The organism is Streptomyces sp. SudanB182_2057, from assembly GCF_964272715.1.
In the GTDB taxonomy this organism is placed as follows: domain Bacteria; phylum Actinomycetota; class Actinomycetes; order Streptomycetales; family Streptomycetaceae; genus Streptomyces; species Streptomyces rubradiris.
Window position 1 is genome coordinate 296,603 of the sequence record NZ_OZ186798.1, and the last position, 18,560, is coordinate 315,162.

Below are 18,560 nucleotides of genomic sequence, written 5' to 3' on the forward strand. Positions count from 1 at the left end.
GGACAACGCGACCGCACGGCGGGCGCGCCCACAGTCGGCCGGTCCGATGCCCATGACCGCGACGCGGCGCTCGGGCCGTGCGGTACGAGGACGCGGGAGGAGCGCCGCCCGCGGCTACCGAACGGGCACGCCTTCCCAGCTCGCGAGGGGGTGCGGGCCGGCCCCGCCACGGTGACCGGCGACCCCGGTCCCGTCAGGAGAAAGGAGCAGAACGATGAAGGCAGCACGGTTCTACGGGAAAGAGGACCTCCGCATCGAGGAGGTGCCGGAGCCCGTTCCCGGTCCCGGACAGGTGAAGCTGCGCAACGCCTACGCCGGCATCTGCGGTTCCGATCTCCACTTCTTCTTCTACCCCGAGTCGCTGCCGTTCGCGCTCGACAAGCCGCATCCCCTGACCGGTGCCACGCTGCCGCAGATCCTCGGCCACGAGTTCTCCGGCACCGTCGTCGAGGTCGGCGAGGGAGTGGCGGACGTGAAGGTCGGCGACCGCGGCGCCGTCTATCCCCTCGCGGTCTCCTGCGGCACGTGTGCGGCGTGCCGCAAGGGCCTGCCCTTCTCCTGTCCGCTGATGGGCTCGCTCGGGTCGAATGTCACCGGCGGCGGCCTGGCGGAGTACGTCACCCTCGACGCGTCCAAGCTGCACGTGCTGCCGGACGGTGTGGACCTGCGGATGGGTGCGCTCGTCGAGCCGATGGCGGTGGCCTGGCACGCCGTCTCGCGCAGCGGTGTCGAACCGGGCGGTACGGCGCTCATCGCAGGCGCCGGTCCGATCGGCATCGGCTCCTGGTTCGCGCTCAAGGCGCGCGGTGTGGACAAGGTGCTGGTGTCGGAGCCGAGCGCGGACCGCCGGGCCATCATGTCCGGGCTGGGTGCGCGGGTCGTGGACCCGGTGAACGAGGACCTTCCGGCCGCCATCGCCTCGCTCACCCACGGCGACGGCGTGGACATCGCGGTGGACGCCGCGGGTGCGGGCCCGGCGATCACCTCTGCCCTGGCGGGCCTCGCCCCCGGCGGCCGGCTCGTGGTTCCCGCGCTGCACGAGCACCCGGCACAGCTCCAGCCCACGCAGCTGATGATGGCCGAGACGGAGATCGTCGGCGCGGTCGGATACCGGCCCGCGGAGTTCGACGAGGTCATCGCGGCCATGGCCGACGGGTTCTACGACACCACCGGCTGGGTGCGGGAACTCCCCCTGGAAGGTGTCTTCGACGCCCTCCGTTCGCTGCGCGGCGGTATCGGCGGGAAGATCCTCCTGAAGGTCGGCTGAACGCGTCCCCCGGGCCGGGTGCGGACGGCGTCGGCGGGGCCGTCCGTACCCGGTCGCGGTGCCGTGGCAGGCGGAGCGCGCGAACGACCGAGGCCGTGTGCCGATAGCGCGGCGTTCAGCGGTCCCTGCCGCGCCCCCACGCAGGACGATGGATACGACGCCGCACGCGCGGCGCAGCCGAAGGAGACCTGATGGCCGGGAACATGCCGCGACCGCCGTTCGACCCGGAGCTGAAGGCTGTCCTCACGATCCTCGCCGACCAGGTCCCGCCGACTCTGACTGCCGAGATGATCCCCGGCCTGCGCCAGGCGGCACCGGCGGAAGTCACCGACGACGCCCTCGAGTCCGCCGGTCTGACGCGGCTGGACGTCACGGTCCCGGGACATCTCGGCGACGACATCACCGTCTCGGTGATCGCCCGCCGCGATCGCCAAGGGCTCGGCCCGGGGATCTATCACACCCACGGCGGCGGCATGGTAGCCGGTCATCGCTTCTCCGGCCTGCTCCAGGTACTTCCCTGGGTCGTCGAGCACGACGCCGTCCTGGTCACTGTCGAATACCGGCTAGCACCCGAACATCCCGACCCCTTCCCGGTCGAGGATTGCTATGCGGGTCTGCTGTGGATGGCCGATCAGGCGGCCGAGCTCGGTATCGACCCGGCCCGCATCATGATCGCGGGTGCCAGCGCCGGGGGCGGGCTGGCGGCCGGTACGGCCTTGCTGGCCCGCGACCGCAAGGGGCCGCGGCTGATCGGCCAGGTGCTCGTCTATCCGATGCTCGATGATCGTGACCGGACGGTGTCGAGCGGGCAGTTCGACGGCGTGGGTGTGTGGGACCGTGAGAGCAACCGGGTGGGGTGGACGGCGCTGCTGGGCGAGCGGCGCGGTACCAACGACGTCTCCGTCTACGCCGCTCCGGCCCGGGCGACCGACCTCACCGGGCTCCCGCCGGCTTTCATCGACTGCGGGTCGGCGGAAGTGTTCCGGGACGAGGACGTGGCCTACGCCAGTGCCCTGTGGGCGGCCGGTGTCCAGGCCGAACTCCACGTCTGGCCCGGCGGCTTCCACGGCTTCGACCTGACCGCGCCCCACACGGCCCTCGCGCACGCCATGACGGCCGCACGCAACTCCTGGGTGGCCCGAATCCTGGGCTCATGAGCCGCCTTCTCGCGGCGCCGGCCTCCGCGGGCGCCCCTCCCGCTGCCGCGATCATTCCCGTACGGCCACGCTTCCAGGGCGAATGCGCCAACGGCGACCCCTCGCCGCCCCCTGGCTGTGCGGACGCACGAGCCGATCACCGGAAGGGAACCGGTCTGGGGGCGGGAAGGGGTGGGCACGATTCCTGCCATGGCATACGCAGACGCAGGACTACGCCGCCCGCGCTTGCTGTGGGAGCAGCATTGCTGTCTGCCGTTGGAGCGGCACGCCGATGTCGGTGAGCTGGCTCGCTACCGCAGGCCAGGGGGCAGTTTCGTGTCGGTGAACGTGGGCTACGTCCCGCATTCCGCGGCTGACGTCGCCGGGCTGATCACGAGTTGGCGGGAGCGGATCGCCGCGGATCACCGCTTGCGGCCGGCGGAGAGTATCGGTGATGTCGAAGCCGCCGGCCGTGAGGGGAGCGTGGCCGTGGCCTTCGACCTGGAGGATTCTGGTCCGCTCGCGGGGCGGCTGGAGCGTGTGCGCCAGTTCTATGAACTCGGTGTCCGCACGATGCTGCCGAGCTACAACAACCGCAACGCGGCGGGCGGAGGCTGCCTCGACGCGGTGGACGAGGGGCTCACCGCCTACGGCCGGGCGCTGGTGCGGGAGATGAACGCCGTCGGCATGGTGGCGGACGGGTCTCATTGCGGGGCCCGCACGGGGCTGGACATGTGCGAGGTCTCCGAACAGCCCGTGATCTACAGCCACTCCTGCATGCGCTCGCTGTGGGACCATCCCCGCAACATCACCGACGAGCAGGCCAGGGAGTGCGCCGCCACGGGCGGGGTCGTCGGCATCACCGGTGTCGGGATCTTCCTCGGCCCCAACGACGCCTCCGTCGACGCGCTCGTGCGGCACATCGACTACGCGGTCGAACTCGTCGGCCCGGAACACGTGGGAGTGTCGACCGACTACCCGTTCGACCACGACGACTTCAACGCGATGCTCCAACAGAGCCCCGAGCTGTTCCCCGACTCCTACACCCGTTGGGGGCCGATCGAGTTCCTTGCCCCGGAACGTCTGCTGACCGTCGAGGACGCGCTGATCGCTCGCGGATATCCCGACGACGCCGTCACCGCGATCCTCGGCGGCAACTTCCGCCGCGTCGCCGCACAGGTATGGCAGTAGCCGCCGGGTTCTCGGACCGGCCGCCCTTCCCGGTGGGATCAGCTCGCGCCCGGGCCACCGCACCGGCGTGTGGTGGCCCGGGCTGCCGGGGGTCAGGGGGTGGCCAGGAGTTCCTCCAGGGCTCGGGCGGTCTGCGGGTGGCGGGCGAGCAGCACCGCGCCGGTACGGGACGACGGTGCGGGCGTCCGCCAGCCGCCCTCGCAGCCCAGCAGGTCCGCCACCGCGTCGCAGGTCGCGGGGTGTGCCGAGAGCAGCGGCACACCGCCGGGCGCGGCCCGGCCGTCGCGCGACGGCCGGGCCGCGGCCGTAGTCGGCTCGGCCTGCCACGGCGGGACCCAGGTGTCCAGGGCCGCCAGCCGGCCCGGGAAGATCCGGCCGGCCTCGCGGATCAGCAGGGGCGCCAGGTCGGCGCCGCCGCCCCGGACCGTGGTGATCAGCGTCGGCAGCCAGGGCAGCAGCACCGGGTCCGGCAGGCGTGCGAAGGCGTTGGAGACGGCCTCGACGGCGAAGTCGGCCAGGCCGGGCACCGGTTCCAGGGCGTGCAGGAATCCGCTGAGGTAGCGCGGATAGGCGGGCAGGGTCAGAGGGTTGCCCAGCAGCTCGTCGCAGCGGGCCCGCAGGTCCGCGCGCGAGAGGTGCCCGAGCTGGTTCTCGGCCGCCCACAGCAGCGCCGTCTTGGCCGCTTCCCCGGGGCGGGACTGGGCGACGGCCAGTTCCAGCTGGTTGCGGTCGCAGCCGAGGGAGAGGGCGAGGCCCTCCATGCTGAACAGGAAGCCCAGCATGGCCGCGACCTGGCGGACGCTCGCGTCGTCGTCGGCGAACGCCGTCGGCAGAAGCGTGCAGTAGTGGGCGTAGCCGGCCTTGACGAAGGATTCGATCCAGGCGGGCAGGGACGGCTCGCTGGTGCGGTAGTAGGCCAGCAGTCCGCGGACCCGGCGCAGTACCTCCGGTGCGCCGTCGACGCTCCGCTCGGTCGCCAGGACCTGAAGGGCGTGCCGGCCGAGTTCGTCGGCGAGGCGGCGGCTGCCCAGGTAGAGGGTGGCGTCCTCGACGGCCTTGAGAACGGTCGCCGTGGTGGCCTGCGGGCCGTACGCGGTGCGCCGCAGCCGCTGTTCGAGGACCTGCTCGATGCTGACGCCCTCGTAGCCCAGCTCGATCAGGGCGCGCTGGTGGGTGCCGAGGGCCAGGTCCCACGACTCCTGGAGGGAGCGTTCGCCGAGCCGCCGTTCGCCCATGACGGTGCGTGCGGCGCCGTGCGGCATCAGGTACCGCAGCATCCACAGCACGTCGGAGCACTGCCGAAGTTCCGGCCGGGACGCCATGTCGAGCAGCGCCCGTTGTACGCCGCGCTGCTGGAGCTTGAGGTTCAGCGGAGCGAGCCGGTCGTGCACGTCGCGGGCGAGCGGCGGCAGGGCGTCGTAGCCGACCTGGCCGACGCGGTCGCCGCCGAGCATGATCTCCACGAGGCGGCGCACATCGCGCCGGCCGGGCACGGTGTCCTTCTCGATGCAGGTGACCGCCGCGTCCTGGAAGTCGTACGGCGTGGGTCTGGCCCGGTCGCGCATCCCGGCGAGCAGGATCGACGTCTCGAACACCGCGATGGCGTCGGCGGTGGAGGCGAGGTAGCCGTTGCGGCGGGCGGCGCGCACGATCTCCACGGACCAGCCGAGGAGTTCGGCCTCGTCGAGGCGGTCCAGGACGGGGGGCCGCTGGAGGAATCCGGTGAGCCGGTCCGGGGCGGCGGGTTCGGCGGTCGGTGCCTGGGCGACGGCCTTCGCGGTCCTCCCGGTCGTTTTCGTACCCGCCTGCCCGGCGAGCCGGTAGGGCTTGACCCGGGTGCGCTTGAGGTTCTTCGCCCACTGGGCCGCGGCGATGGACACCGAGCCGGCGGCGAGGCCGAACTGCGCCTCGATCGCGGCGTGGCTGGAGGGGATCAGCCCGTGCTGCCACTTGGTGGCGCTGGGCGGGCCGATCTCGAACGTGTCGGCGCCGTGGACGCCGAACTCGGCGACGCGGCTGGCCGCGTGGAAGGCGCCGCACACGTAGAGGGCGTCGGCCGGGTCGGTGCCGGTCGCGGTCATGTGCCGGCGCATCCGCGTCCACATGTACCGCTCGCGGTCCTCGTCGACGCGGACCCGGTACGCCTCCCCCGGGGCGAGGCGCCTGAAGAGGCTGCCGATCAGCAGCATGACCTGGCGGTAGGTGTCGTGGTCGCTGTCGCCGAGCGGCAGTTCGACGTACTGGTGCCACCACTCCGACCAGTGCCGTACCCGCCCGTGCCGCAGCAGGTGCTCCTCCAGTTCGGCGAAGCGGGGGCGCAGGTCGCCGATCTCGACGCCGACGGAGTCACCGTGGAGTGCCGCCTCCTCCTCGGCCGGTGGCGCGTCCGGGTCGGCGGGTTCGGCGGGTTCGTCCTTGCTCTCCTGCCACTGGAAGACGTGGTCGGAGGAGCGGTCCACGAGGACGAGTTCGACACCGGGGGTGTCCAGGGCGTAGGCGATCGCCTGGTACTCGGCCGATGCCTCGGTGAGGGGGGCGACGACCGACAGCGGGGCCCACTCGGCGGGGAAGCCGTCGACCTCGGTCGCGAATGCCTGCACGGCGACCGGCAGCCGGCAGTTGCGCAGTTCGGTCAGGAGCGGGGCCATGTCCTCGCAGAGTTCGAGGTAGACCACCTTGGGCTGCTTCTCGCGCAGCCGGCGGGCCATGGCGAGCGCGGAGGCGGGCGAGTGGTGGCAGACCGGGAAGATCTCCAGTGGTTCGCGTACCGCGCGGTCGACGTCGTCGACGATGCCGAGGAGGATGCCCTCCAGTGCGCCGGGTCCGTCGGCGAACGCGGCGGCGGCTTCCTGGAGCTGGGTCCGCAGGGCGGTGAAGGTTCCCTCGTTCACCGTGCTGTCCTTGGTGCTGTTCCGGGCGGTCACGACAGGGTGGCGATCGCGTCGCGGCCGCCGTCGAGGAACTCCGGCCAGGAGCCGCCCTCTTCCTTGCTGCGCGGCTCCACGACGCCGTGCAGGTACTTGTTGAGGATGGCCAGGTCCTCCGGTTCGCGCCGGGCGAGGGAGCCGACCAGGGAGGAGGCGAGGGTGCGGGCGGTCAGGGTGCGTTCGCCGAAGAAGTTGCCGTGCAGGATCGCGTCCTCCAGGACGCCGATCTGTTCGGCGGTGGACAGCGCGGACTCCAGCTTCTCGTCGTCGCTGCCGGCCGCGGCGGCGGAGGCGCGCAGGTCGGCGAAGCTCTGGAGCAGCACGTCCAGCAGGGTGGGCGGCACGTCGAGTTCGATCTGGTGGCGGCGCAGGAGTTCCTGGGTGCGGAAGCGGACGATCTCCGCCTCGCTCTTCTTGTTGGTGACCACCGGGATGCGGACGAAGTTGAAGCGGCGCTTGAGCGCGGAGGACAGGTCGTTGACGCCCCGGTCGCGGCTGTTGGCGGTGGCGATGACACAGAAGCCGGGCTTGGCGAAGACGATGTTGTCGCTGTCGAGTTCGGGGACCGAGATGTACTTTTCGGAGAGGATGGAGATCAGCGCGTCCTGGACGTCGCTGGTGGAGCGGGTCAGCTCCTCGAAGCGGCCGATGACGCCCTGTTCCATCGCGGTCATGATCGGTGAGGGGATCATCGATTCCCGGGACTGGCCCTTGGCGATGACCATGGACACGTTCCACGAGTACTTGATGTGGTCCTCGGTGGTGCCGGCCGTGCCCTGCACCACGAGTGTGGAGTTGCGGCAGACGGCGGCGGCGAGCAGTTCGGCGAGCCAGCTCTTGCCGGTGCCGGGGTCGCCGATCAGGAGCAGGCCGCGGTCGGAGGCGAGGGTGACGATGGCCCGCTCCACGATGCTCCGGTCGCCGAACCACTTCTGGGCCACCTCGCGGTCGAGGCCGTCGGCCCGCTCGGACCCCAGGACGAACAGCCTGATCATCTTGGGGGACAGCCGCCAGGAGTAGGGCTTGGGGTTGTCGTCGATCGACTCCAGCCAGTCCAGTTCCTCGGCGTACTTGATCTCGGCGGGGGCGCGCAGCAGGTCGGACATGTCGAATACCTTTCGGTGAGAGGGGAGGGAAGAGTGCTGAGGCGCGGGACGGCTCAGGTGAGGAATGTCTTCAGTTCGTGGACGAGCTTGCGGATGTGTCCGGAGATCACGGGCGTGCCGAGGTCCTTGAAGCGCTCCCGGAACCACGGGTTGACGCTGCCCCGACCGGAACTGGTCACCGAGCCGACGGGGATGAACTTCGCCCCGGAGCGGTGGACGGCCGCCATGGACTCGAACAGCGGCTCGTATTGCCATTCGTAGAAGTCGGAGATCCACACCACGACCGTGTTGCGCGGTTCGGTGATCTTGGGCTGGGCCAGGGCCATGGCCACCGTGCCGTCGGTGCCGCCGCCGAGGTTGGTGCGCAGCAGGGTCTCGAAGGGGTCGCTCACCCAGGGGGTGAGGTCGAGTGCCTGGGTGTCGTAGGCGATCAGGTGGACGTCCACCTTGGGCAGTCCGGCGAAGATGGACGCCAGGATGGTGCAGTTGACCATCGAGTCGACCATCGAGCCCGACTGGTCGACGACCACGATCAGGCGCTGGGGTGTCGTCCTGCGGACGGTGTGCCGGTAGTAGAGGCGGTCGACGTAGAGCCGTTCCTCCTCGGGGTCCCAGTTGGTGAGGTTCTTCCAGATCGTGCGGTCGAGATCGAGGTTGCGGAACACCCGCTTGGGCGGTATCGACCGGTCCAGGGCGCCGACGGATGCCTTTTCGACCTGGGTGCGCAGGACGTCGCCGACCTCGTCGACGAAGCGGCGGATCAGTGCCTTGGCGTTGGCGAGGGCGACGCCGGAGAGGTTGTTCTTGTCGCGCAGCAACTGCTCGATGAGCGACATGCTCGGGGTGAGCTGTGCGGCGAGCGCGGGGTCGGCGAGGACTTCGCGCAGGTGCATCCGCTTGACCAGGTCGGCTTCCAGGGCGCCGAGTTCGGGGCCGATCTCCGGGACGAGCCTGCCGAGGTCGGGGGTGCGGCCGCCGCCCCCGGTGCCGGTCGGGCTCACTCCCCCGCCCGCGCCACCGCTGCCCGTGCCGGCTCCCGCTCCCCGGCCGCCGTGTCCCGTGCCCCGGCCGCCGCGCAGTTCGCCGGGCCGGCAGCCGAGCGCCCGTTCCAGCCATCCGGCGTCGGACTGCCAGCGGGCGAGCTGCCCGGCGGTCACGGTGCCGGTGCCGGTGGCGAAGACGTTGAGCAGCACCTTGGAGGCGAGGGCGGCGCGGCGCACCTCGGCGGTCCGGTCGCGGCCCTCCTCGTCCGGCTCGGGCACCATCAGGGCGTCGAGTTCGGCGGCCAGCTCGGGGTGGCGCTGCACGATGGCGTCGATGGATGCCTGCGGGTCCAGCAGTGCGGGCGGCAGTCCGATGTCCTCGACGACGGCGAGGGAGGCGGACTCCAGGGCGGCCTGCTCCTCGTGGTCGAAGAGGCGGGCGAGCAGCCGCCAGTACAGGACCTGCCGGCGGTTCTCGTCGGCGCCGGGCGACACGGTCTCCTCGACGGCGGGTGCGGTGGTCTGGTCGGTGGTGTGGTCGGTCATTTCCGCAGCAGCCTTCCGGCGCGCTCACGCAGCACGTTCACCGCGTCGGTGGCGGCCTTCTCGGCCCTGGTCCCGGCCTTGTCGGTGGTGCCCCCGGCCCAGGCGCCGGCGTGCACCGCGACCGGTTTCCTGCGCACGGTGGTCTCCACGGCGAGCGGCTGGAGACGGAACCGGCCGGCGTCCCAGCGGAGCAGCCCGATGCAGGCGCTGGAGGCGGCGACGGACTGCGCGGTGAGGGGGCCGGCGACCGGGACGCGGTCGGTGTCGACCGGCAGGCGGTACGCGGGAAGGGTGAAGGTCACTGTGTCGCCGTCCCGGTCGATGCCGTAGCCCTCCAGGAACACGGGCTCGGCGAGGCGCGCCGGGTGCCGGTCCAGGGGTACGGCCGACGTCGTGGTGGCGGTGGGCAGGGCGACGCGTGCGGTGGCGAAGGGGTCGGCCGGCTCGCCCGGGCGGGCGTGTTCGTCCTGCCAGATCAGGTCGCCCTCGGCGGTGACGGGCATGTCGGTGAGGTCCATGGAGCGGCCCTCGCCGGCCGCGGCCAGGAGCGTCATGTGCGGGCGCAGCAACTGCCAGACACCGGCGCCGAGGACGGTGTCGGGCTTCGGTACGGACACACTCGCCCGGACCAGCCGGGCAGCGGTGCCGTCGGCGGGTTCGAACACGGCGTGCACCTGGGCCTGTACGGCGGTGGCGTGTTCCTGGACGTCGACGCCGAGGGGCAGCAGCCGGCCCGTGGCGGTGTGCGCGGCGGGCGCGGCGGCGGCGCCGGGGAGGGTCAGCAGCATGCCCCGTGCCCACAGGTCGGCCCACCGGCGCACCGGTATCCGCTCCAGGGCGGCGCCGGGGCAGGACGCGGCGAGTTCGGCGGCGAAGCCGTCGAGGAGGGTCGCCAGGCGGCGCAGCCGCGGGTCGGGGAGCATCGCGGAGACGATCTGGGCGGCGCCGGAGACCACGTCGTGGTCGATGCCCTGCCAGCCGGTGCGGGCCAGGTCGCACAGCCAGGAGCGGGCGGCGGCGAGCAGGTTCGGCGCCTGCCCTCCGGCGGCGGGCGGCACGGTGGCCTCCTCGCGGGCGCGACCGGTGATCTCGTCCGTGCGGGCGGTGAGCGCGTCGTGTGCGGAGCCGAGCAGGGCGGTGCGGGCGGCGGCGAGGGTGACGAAGTGGTCCTCGCTCGCGGCGCCGGCCGCCGCCTTCTCGGCGGCCTCGGCGACCCGGGCGGCGAGCGGGCTCGCGGCGACCGCGTCGGCGAGCGTGATCAGGTCTTCCGCCTGGGCGGGCCGTGGGCACAGCAGACCGCCGGTCAGGGCACGGTCGAAGGCGTCGACGGCGGTCAGCGCCTCCGTCAGCCCGTCGACGGGTTCCGTGAGCGCGTCGAGTCCTTCCTCGTCGCCCGCGCCGGCCTCCCCCAGGGGTACATCCGTGCTCTCCGCGCGCGTGGTCGGGAACCACTGCATTTCCGGCAACGGCGCCGTGACGGGGGCGAGTTCCAGGTAGGTCAGGTGGCGCAGGAACCGGCTGAAGACGGACGCCGCGGCCTTGCTGTCCGCCGGGGACGGGCGGGTCGCGCTCATGCCGGCGTTGATCGTCTGCGCGCTCGCCTCGCCGTCCCCGAGGTCGGCCCGCAGATAGCGGGCGACGCGTTCGGCGCCGTACTGCACCACCGCTTCGCTGATCAGGGCGCCGATGTGGTTGCAGAAGCCGCCTCGGGCGCCGCCGCAGGGGCGGTTGTTGTTGGTGCTGCACGCGTAGGCGTATGTCCCGGCGGCGACCGAGGAGACGTAGACCCGCTCGATGGCCGAGCCGCTGGAGACGACGCCCTGGAGGCGTCCCTCGGCCAGTTCCACGAACGGCACCTTGGCGAGCTTGCGCGGCCGGGCGGGCGGGATCACCCGCGCCGTGCTCGACCTCTCGTGATCGGACAACGCACCATCTCCTTCGCAGCACAAGGGAAGCCCCATCGCCGGATCGGCGGGACATGGATCAAGTTAGCGGGACCCACTGACAACGCCCCTCGCCCGAACCGGCCCACGGCGTCCGGCCGGACGCGCAGGGCCCGCACCTTGGCCAAGCCGGCGGCTGCACGGGGGAGGACGGCGAGCAGATCGGACGGTTCGGCGCGCGTGCTCCGAGGAGGCGGCCGTGCCCGACCGCGGGCGGGCGGCTGCGACATCGCTTGTGCCCGGATCAGTGGATCATGCGCGGCAGGGTGGGCGACGGGCACGGCGCTGAGGGGGACGGACGACGGTGAGGCGGACGGCACCCAGGCACGCGGGCTCGGCAACGAGGTGTTGGCATCAGCCCGTAGGGAACGGGACAGGCACCAGCCGAGTCGCGGTCTCGACGCTGCCGCGGTCAGTCATTCGTCGGCGTGGAGTCGCAGGTGATCGCCCAACGGGGTTCGGCCGCCGGGTCGTTGACCCAGATGTATTGCGTCGCGCCGCTGTCGGTGACGGTCATGCCGAAGTCGTACAGGTCGGGGCCGCCCAGGTCCAGCCAGGTGTCCCACGCCGTCTCGAGTTCGTCGGCCAGGCGTCGGGGGCCGCCCTGGGTGGCGATCGTCCGGCCGCCGCCGATGGCCGAGAGCACGGCCCAGGACTCCTCGGCGTCGTGCATCCAGGCGTTGAGGCCGTCGGCGTCGTAGGCGAGCGTGATCCTCAGCTGAGGCAGGGCGACGCGCAGCGCGAACCGCAGGTGTACGTCGGCATGCAGTGGGGTGAGGTCGCGGGGGAAGGTCCGCTCCCCCTCCGGTTCGCTGCGGGCGCGCACTTGTGTGAAGCCGGGTTCGCGGCGCAACGCGGCGCGGTCGGGCATGAACTGTGCCAGGCCCTGGATCCATCCGGTCGCGGACCGGCCGTCGTCGGCGACTGTGAGCGCGACGTGTCCGAGTCGGCCCCAGGGAGTGACGATGCGTCCGCCCGGCCGTGTCTGTGCGACCCAGGCCCACGGGATCCGCTCGACGGCGTACGTGGCTATGACCCGGTCGTAGGGTGCTGCGGGGGCCCATCCCCGGTTGCCGTCACCGACCTTCACGTGCGCGGCGAGTCCGGCTCCGGCCAGTGCCCGGCGGGCCGCCCGTGCCAGGCCGGGCCTCGTCTCGACGCTGACGGTGAGACGGGGGCCGGTGCGGCGGCTGAGCAGGGCTGTGTTCCATCCACTGCCTGTTCCCAGCTCGAGGACGCGGTGGCCGGGTTCGAGGAGCAGGGAGTCCAGCATGTCGACCACGACGGCCTGACTGGACAGGCTGGATGCCGGCAGTCCGTCCGTGACCTCGGTGACGGTCGCCGCGTCGGGGCCGGGATACACCTCCCTCGCCCAGCCGGCCGGATCGATCCGCTGGTCCACCGGCACGTAGACGTGTCCGTCCCACCGCCAGACGCGGTCCGGGGCGAACCGGTGCCGGGGCAGGGCATCCACGGCCTCACGGATCCAAGGGGATCGTTCGGGCCAGTCGCCGCGCTGGTCCATGGCCGCGGCCAGCGATCGCCGCAGCCTGCCGACGCCGGGTGCGGTCATCAGCACCGTACGGCTACTTCTTGTGCTTGCCGGTACTGGGCGGAGGCGGAGGAACCTGTCCGTCACTGTTGCCGGGCGGCGGGGTGCCCGTACTCGGGTCGGCCGGCGGCTTCTCGTGCTTACCCATCCCCGTCTCCTCAAGATCGGCAGGAAGAATGGCCTCTCCATGGTGAGGCTTGCGACGGGCACTGTCCGCCGAACGCCGGAAAGAGACGGCCAACGGGTGTGGCCGGCACGTCGGGCGCCCGCTTGGCCGAAGCGCTCTTCGCCCGGGAAGCTCGCCGGGCCCGGTCGCTTCGCACGGCCGGGCCCGGCCGTTCCGTGTCGATGACGCCGCGCACGGCGTTCCCCGTCGATGACGCCGCGCACGGCCGTCGCAGCGCACGGTCCGGCGACCCGGTGCCGGTCAGTGGGGACGGGGCAGCCACACGGGGGCACTGCTGCCGCGCGGCACGAGGGCGGTGCGGAAGCGTCCCGGGGTCCTGGACATGATCACCTGGTCGGTGACGCCCTGGTAGCGGCCGCAAGGGGTGTCGGCGGTGAAGGTGTCCGGGTCGAGGTAGGCGTGCGGGGAGTCCGGGTCCGGGGCGAGAGCGGTCTCCTGGGCGTAACCCCGGTCGAAGACGCCGAGGCTGAGGATCCAGGTGGCGATCCGCGTGAGGTTGAGGGTGACGCGGTAGCTGCCGCCCTCCTCGGCGCGCCGCATCAGCGCGGCGAGCGCGCCGGTGGTGGCCAGCCAGGACAGGACGTAGTCGTTGACGACCATGATGTACGGCAGGCCCGGGGCGCTGGTCGGGCCGGCCGTGACGCCGTCCTCGCCCTCCATCAGCATGATGCCGCTGAGCGCGCCGGCGGTCTGGTCGAAGCCCACCCGGTGGGCCCATGGGCCGGTCTCGCCGGCGAGGGAGAAGCTGCAGTGGATGATGCCGGGGCGGACGGCCGCGGCCTCCTCCGCGCTCAGGCCGATCTTCTCCAGGTAGCCGGGGCGGCGGTTCGCGTAGAACACGTCGGCGTCGCGCAGCAGTTGACGGATTTTCGCCCGGCCGTCGGCGCCGTAGGGATCGATGGTGGCCGAACGGACTCCGACGTTGGCGCTGTTGTACGTCGAGTCGTGCTCCAGCTCGTTCGGCCGCCAGATGTTGAGCACGTCGGCGCCGTGCTGGGCCAGGTCCCGGCCGACGCCGGCACCGGCGATGATGTGGCCCATGCCGAGGGCGCGCACGCCGGACAGCGGCTGGTCGGCGCCGGCGCTCAGGGGCTCGGGCTCGCTGTCGCCGATCTTCTCGATCTTGATGAGCGGTTCTTCGGCGATGTACTCGTACGCCGGTTCCCGCAGAAACTCCTCCGTGGTGCGCAGCATCGGCATGACCACGCCGATCTCGTCACCGGCCCGTTCCAGGTCGGCGGCGTCCCACTGGGCGATGGCGGCGGCGACGGCCTGCTTCTCGGGCCAGGTGCGCAGCAGTTTGTAGACGGCGTTCTTGATCTTCGGGTAGGGGTTGAGCGGCATCACCCAGCGCCCGTCGCGGGTCTGGTAGAAGTCGAACCCGAGCGGGTTGACGGGGTCCGAGGGGGTGCCGCCGGGGTAGCCGTTGAGCAGCTCCCACTTCTTGTCGTAGAAGGGGCACAGCCGGTGCGGGGCCTTGCGCAGGTCCATGGTGATGTCCTGGCCCTCGCCGCCCCGCCGGCGCCACAGCGCGGCCAGCGCGACCGACTTGGCGGTCATTCCCAGGGCGGGGACGGCGCCCAGGCGCATGATGCTCGGCACGACCGGGTCGCTGCCGATGAACGTGATCTTTCCGCCGCTGTCCTCGCGGCGCAGACCGGCCGGGGCCAGCACCTCGCGCAGGGCCTCGTGGATGTCGAAGCCGTCGTCCTCGTGGGTGAGGGGGTGGGCGAGGGCCTTCCGGATGCGTGCGGTGACTTCTTCAGTGCTCGTGCTCATGTTCAGCCTCTGTGCGAGTGTGGGTCGGGTCAGCCGTCGTAGCCCTCGCCGAGGGCGCGCATGACGGCGATCTGCCGGCGGTCGCGTTCGGCGGCGAGGTCGGCGACGGGGCCGCCGAAGTCCTTCACCTGCTCGGTCAGCAGCCGCCGGGTGCGCTCGTCGAACGCGACGTGTTCCTCGGCCATGTCGGCCCAGCGGCGCTCCATGCCGGTCCCGAGGTGGCTCATGAAGTGGGGCAGTCCGCCGTCGCCGCCGCCGAGGTGGAACGAGCGGAAGGGGCCGGCGACCGCCCAGCGCTGCCCCAGGGAGGAGGTGACGATGTCGTCCAGCTCCCGCATGGTGACCACTCCCTCGCTCACCAAGTACACGCACTCCCGGAAGATCGCCGACTGGAGCCGGTTCGCGACGAACCCCGGCACCTCCTTGCGCAGCACCTGCGGACGCTTGCCCAGGGCCTCGTAGAAGGCGCGGGCGCGCTCGGTGGTCTGCGGTGAGGTCCGCTCGCCGGGCACGACCTCCACCAGCGGCACCAGGTGGGGCGGATTGAACGGGTGCCCTACGACCAGCCGCCCCGGGTCCTTCAGGGCGGTGGCGATCTCGGTGGCGGGGATGCCGGAGGTGGAGGTGGCGAACAGCGCGCCGGCGGGGGCGTTCTCCTCGATGACGCGCCACATCTCGTGCTTCACCTCCAGCCGCTCCGGGCCGTTCTCCTGCACCAGGTCCGCCGCGCGGACCGCGTCCGCCAGGTCCGGTACGAAGGCGAGCCGTGCGGTCAGGTCCGAGGTGTCCAGCCCCAGCGCGCCGAGCGCGGGCGCGGCCTGCGCGATGTGCCCGCGCACGGCCTCCTCGATACCGGGCTGGGGGTCGCTGACCGTGACGGACAGCCCGCGGGCCAGGAACAACGCCGCCCAGGAGGCGCCGATCACCCCTCCCCCGACGACGGTGACGTTGCGGATTCCGGCGATGCTGTCGTGCTCTGACATGCGCGCCCTTCTCCTCTCGGTTGCTCTTGTGCCGGGCCGGTCTCCTGCTCCGGGCCGGTTTTTCCCGCTCCAGCCCCTGGGAGCGGTCAGGCGAGGTAGTCGTGGACGACCCGGGCGCGGCCCAGGGTCAGGTCGGTCAGGACGTGGGCGGCGGAGACGACCTCCAGGACCGGCAGGTCCGCGAGCGGGGCCAGCGCGTGGGCGAAGAGCTGGAGCCGGGCGGGGCCGCTCCAGGCTCCCTTGACCACGATGTCGGCGATCTGCGTCCGGACGAGTTCGCAGATGCGCGGCGAACCGTCGTAGTGCGACAGCTTCTTGATCATGAACGTGGGCCGGGTCAGCTCTTCGCGGGCCTGCTCCATGTTCAGCGGCCGGTGCTTGTAGCCCATCGTGGCGCGGGCCACGGGCAGCGTGCCGTGGTCGAGGGTGCCGACCAGGGTGTCCTGGTCGACGTACAGCCGGGGGCGGCCGGCCTTCTTCGGGAAGGCGCCGGTCTCCCGGCCGCTGGCGATGGCGGGGAAGTTGTCCACGTGCATCGAGATGCTGTACTCGCCCGCCTCGCCCTCGTACTCGACGACGGCGAGCTGCCCGGCCTCGGTGTAGTCGCCCAGTCCGGTGACGTCGGGCATCCGCATGACCTCGAAGCGGACCAGCGGCTCGGCCACCCGCAGTGGTTCCGGCACCACCCGGCGCAGGGCCTCGGGGTCCGTGCGGTAGGTGATGTTCAGGTACTCGCGGTCGGTGAACCGGTACGGGCCCGCCGGGAAGGCCGGGGCATCCAGAGGTGTCGACGGTGCACGGACGACGTCCTCGGCTCGCATGACTCTCGCCTGCCTCTCCTGGCCCGCTCCGGACTATCCGGAGCATAAGGGGCCAAAGTGCGGCGAACATCTCGCCCGACTGCCCCTGGAGAGGTTCGGGTGGGGCCGCACGATCGGTGAGTTGTAAATAGCAACTGAAGCCACTGTAACGCCGGGGCGAGTGAGTTGCAAAAGGCAACTCCAGTCCGCATGTGTGATCATGCGTACCGGAATCATGGGGAAGGACGGACACACGTGACCGACGACGACACGGAGGTCCCGGGGCTCGTCCGGGAGCTGGTGACCCTCTCCCGGCGCTTCCGGGCCCACGCCGAACGGCTCCACCCCGACCTGAGCTTCGTCGAGTACTCACTGCTGTCCGAGCTGTCCGAACGCGACGGGGCCCGGGCGGCGGACCTGGTCGGGCTCTACGGGCTGAACAAGTCCACGATCAGCCGCCAGGTCACCGCCCTGGAGCGGGCCGGCCTGCTGGTACGCGAGCCCGTCCCCGGCAATCGCCGCGTCCAGCTGCTGCGCCCCAGCGACCGGGGCCGGGAACTGCTCGCCCGCGCCGACGCCCGGATGTACCGCGAGGTCGACGCCCGCACCACCGGCTGGTCCCCGGACGAGGTGAAGGCCCTGCGCACCCTGCTGGCCCGCTACAACACCGCCGCGTCGGCGGTGGCGGAGGAGGCTTGACGGGGACACCTGGCGGGGGCGTTCGGCGGGCGTTGCCGCGTCGGTCTCCAGGGCACCGGACGCGGGAATCGTCCAGCCGGGCGGGCTGGTCAGCTCAGCGAACGCAGGGCCCGGCCGAGCCGTGCCACGCCGTCGGCGATCACACCGGGCGAGCCGGCCGCGTAGCCGAGGACCAGGCCGGGCGGCCCGGGAGACTGGCGGTGCCAGGACAACGGGTGGCACTTCACCCCGTGCGCCAGCGCCGCCGCCGCGAACTCGGTGTCCGGTACGCGCCCGGGGTAGGTGACCGTCAGATGCAGACCCGCGGCCGCGCCGTGCACCACCGCACCGGGCAACTGCCCGGCCAGCGCGGCGATCATCAAGTCCCGCCGTCGCCCCACCCTGTCCCACCATTGGCCCGGTCACCAGGGCCATACAAGGTGCGGCGCACAGGTCCATAACCCGGCGCGCGACCGGCGGCGGATGCCCTGCCACCGGCCCCGGTACCGCAGCGCAAATCTCGACGGTCCGTAGACAGCCGTACGAAAGCCGAGATCCGCGATGAACCCCGGGCGCGCGACCGCAGCCCGCCGGGCACCCGGATCAACATCACCTTCCTGGCCGGAGAGGACACCGCCACCCGGCTGTTGGCGGCCCGCGCGGCCGAGCGGCTCGGCTTCGTCCCCGTACCGCATATCTCCGCCGTCCGAGGTCCTCTACGGTAATGCTCTTCGCATTTGGGTGGGCCTGGACGAGTCGAAGGCCTCAGATCACATGGAGGCCGTGCGGTGCGGTTCGTCTGCCGGAACTTCGGACTGTCGGATCTGCCGCAGCGCGGGCTCACCCCGCAAGAGGCTCCTCTGGAAGTGCTCCTCCTCGACATCGAGGCAGAGTTCTCCATCTGGGAACAGGGGCGGGTGGTGTGGTCGGAAGAGGCGTTCCCCGTGACCGAGCTGGCGTATGACTTGGCGCTCTGGCTGCAGAGGCCGACCGCCGGCGAAGAGGACTTCCAGCTCGACTCGATGCAGGCGGAGGAGGGACTGATCCGCATCGTGAACTCCGTCGACGGCTGGCGGGTCGGCTCCGTCTTCACGCCGGACTTCTGGACCGCTCCCGTCACCTGGGACGTCTTGGTGGCGGCGATCGAACAGTTCGACCGCTCTGTGCGCGAGGGTGTTGCCGCGATGGGTATCGACCCTGCCTTCATCCCGGAGCCCTGACGGCCGGGACGGGGCTGTGGCGCTCGGCGGAATGATCGCCGCGCTGCGGCGGGAGGGAGCGGATCCGGTTCGCTGACGGGCGGCCGTGGAGACTGCCGCCGCTGGAGGATCTGGTGCTGCTGGCGGGCCGACCTGACGCTGCGGAAGCTCGCTCCGCTGTTCGGGGTGTCGAAGTCCGCCGTCGGCCGCGTCATCGACCAGGCGCGCCCGCAGGGCCACGGCAGGCCCGAGGTCAACGCCTCCCAGCGCAGGGGGTCCGGGG

Annotated in this window: 13 protein-coding genes and 3 pseudogenes; 6 read left to right on the forward strand and 10 right to left on the reverse strand. The window is 71.8% G+C overall.

Translation table 11 applies throughout. From position 1 onward, the window contains the following. Positions 1 to 214: 214 nt before the first annotated feature. From ACSURM_RS01025 to ACSURM_RS01035, 3 genes are all read left to right on the forward strand, one after another. Entirely contained in the window at positions 215 to 1,267 is a 1,053-nt protein-coding gene (locus ACSURM_RS01025) for a 2,3-butanediol dehydrogenase (RefSeq protein ID WP_436952493.1), read from the forward strand. A gap of 191 nt (positions 1,268 to 1,458) precedes the next feature. Beyond that, positions 1,459 to 2,424 (forward strand): alpha/beta hydrolase, encoded by a 966-nt coding sequence (locus ACSURM_RS01030; RefSeq protein ID WP_436952495.1) that lies wholly within the window; start codon positions 1,459 to 1,461, stop codon positions 2,422 to 2,424. 189 nt (positions 2,425 to 2,613) lie between these two features. Beyond that, the gene (locus ACSURM_RS01035; RefSeq protein ID WP_436952497.1) at positions 2,614 to 3,594 is read left to right on the forward strand and encodes a dipeptidase; all 981 of its coding nucleotides are present in this window, start codon (positions 2,614 to 2,616) and stop codon (positions 3,592 to 3,594) included. 92 nt (positions 3,595 to 3,686) lie between these two features. On the opposite strand, the gene ACSURM_RS01040 is transcribed toward ACSURM_RS01035, so the two are convergent. From ACSURM_RS01040 to ACSURM_RS01080, 9 genes and pseudogenes are all read right to left on the reverse strand, one after another. Then, positions 3,687 to 6,485, reverse strand: a complete 2,799-nt coding sequence (locus ACSURM_RS01040; RefSeq protein WP_436952499.1) for a hypothetical protein — start codon at positions 6,483 to 6,485, stop codon at positions 3,687 to 3,689. Positions 6,486 to 6,514: 29 nt separating this feature from the next. Beyond that, positions 6,515 to 7,627 (reverse strand): ATP-binding protein, encoded by a 1,113-nt coding sequence (locus ACSURM_RS01045; RefSeq protein ID WP_436952501.1) that lies wholly within the window; start codon positions 7,625 to 7,627, stop codon positions 6,515 to 6,517. Positions 7,628 to 7,680: 53 nt separating this feature from the next. Beyond that, on the reverse strand, positions 7,681 to 9,156 hold the full coding sequence (locus tag ACSURM_RS01050; protein ID WP_436952503.1) for a VWA domain-containing protein: 1,476 nt from the start codon (positions 9,154 to 9,156) through the stop codon (positions 7,681 to 7,683). Next, a complete protein-coding gene (locus tag ACSURM_RS01055) occupies positions 9,153 to 10,613 on the reverse strand; it encodes a hypothetical protein (RefSeq protein ID WP_436960868.1) in 1,461 nt (486 codons plus the stop codon). The genes ACSURM_RS01050 and ACSURM_RS01055 overlap by 4 nt, the downstream gene beginning before the upstream one ends. Beyond that, positions 10,587 to 11,117 (reverse strand): annotated as a pseudogene (locus ACSURM_RS01060) (hypothetical protein); the annotation flags it as partial. The pseudogene ACSURM_RS01060 and the gene ACSURM_RS01055, both read right to left, overlap by 27 nt. Positions 11,118 to 11,511: 394 nt before the next feature. Then, a complete protein-coding gene (locus ACSURM_RS01065) occupies positions 11,512 to 12,672 on the reverse strand; it encodes a methyltransferase domain-containing protein (RefSeq protein WP_436952505.1) in 1,161 nt (386 codons plus the stop codon). Positions 12,673 to 13,078: 406 nt separating this feature from the next. Beyond that, complete coding sequence (locus ACSURM_RS01070; protein ID WP_436952506.1) at positions 13,079 to 14,617, reverse strand: CoA transferase; 1,539 nt, start codon at positions 14,615 to 14,617, stop codon at positions 13,079 to 13,081. A gap of 29 nt (positions 14,618 to 14,646) precedes the next feature. Then, on the reverse strand, positions 14,647 to 15,600 hold the full coding sequence (locus ACSURM_RS01075; protein WP_436952508.1) for a 3-hydroxyacyl-CoA dehydrogenase NAD-binding domain-containing protein: 954 nt from the start codon (positions 15,598 to 15,600) through the stop codon (positions 14,647 to 14,649). Positions 15,601 to 15,686: 86 nt separating this feature from the next. Further along, positions 15,687 to 16,421: an acetoacetate decarboxylase gene (locus tag ACSURM_RS01080; RefSeq protein WP_436952510.1), complete on the reverse strand. Its 735-nt coding sequence runs from the start codon at positions 16,419 to 16,421 to the stop codon at positions 15,687 to 15,689. 234 nt (positions 16,422 to 16,655) lie between these two features. On the opposite strand from ACSURM_RS01080, the gene ACSURM_RS01085 reads away from it, so the two are divergent. Continuing rightward, complete coding sequence (locus tag ACSURM_RS01085) at positions 16,656 to 17,099, forward strand: MarR family winged helix-turn-helix transcriptional regulator (RefSeq protein ID WP_436952512.1); 444 nt, start codon at positions 16,656 to 16,658, stop codon at positions 17,097 to 17,099. An 89-nt stretch (positions 17,100 to 17,188) separates the two neighbouring features. Here ACSURM_RS01085 and ACSURM_RS01090 read toward each other — a convergent pair. Continuing rightward, positions 17,189 to 17,473: pseudogene (locus tag ACSURM_RS01090) on the reverse strand (PLP-dependent aminotransferase family protein); the annotation flags it as partial. Between the two features lie 393 nt (positions 17,474 to 17,866). On the opposite strand from ACSURM_RS01090, the gene ACSURM_RS01095 reads away from it, so the two are divergent. After that, a complete protein-coding gene (locus tag ACSURM_RS01095) occupies positions 17,867 to 18,298 on the forward strand; it encodes a DUF7878 domain-containing protein (protein WP_436952514.1) in 432 nt (143 codons plus the stop codon). Continuing rightward, positions 18,276 to 18,508, forward strand: a pseudogene (locus tag ACSURM_RS01100) (IS5/IS1182 family transposase); the annotation flags it as partial. The gene ACSURM_RS01095 and the pseudogene ACSURM_RS01100, both read left to right, overlap by 23 nt. Positions 18,509 to 18,560: the final 52 nt, after the last annotated feature.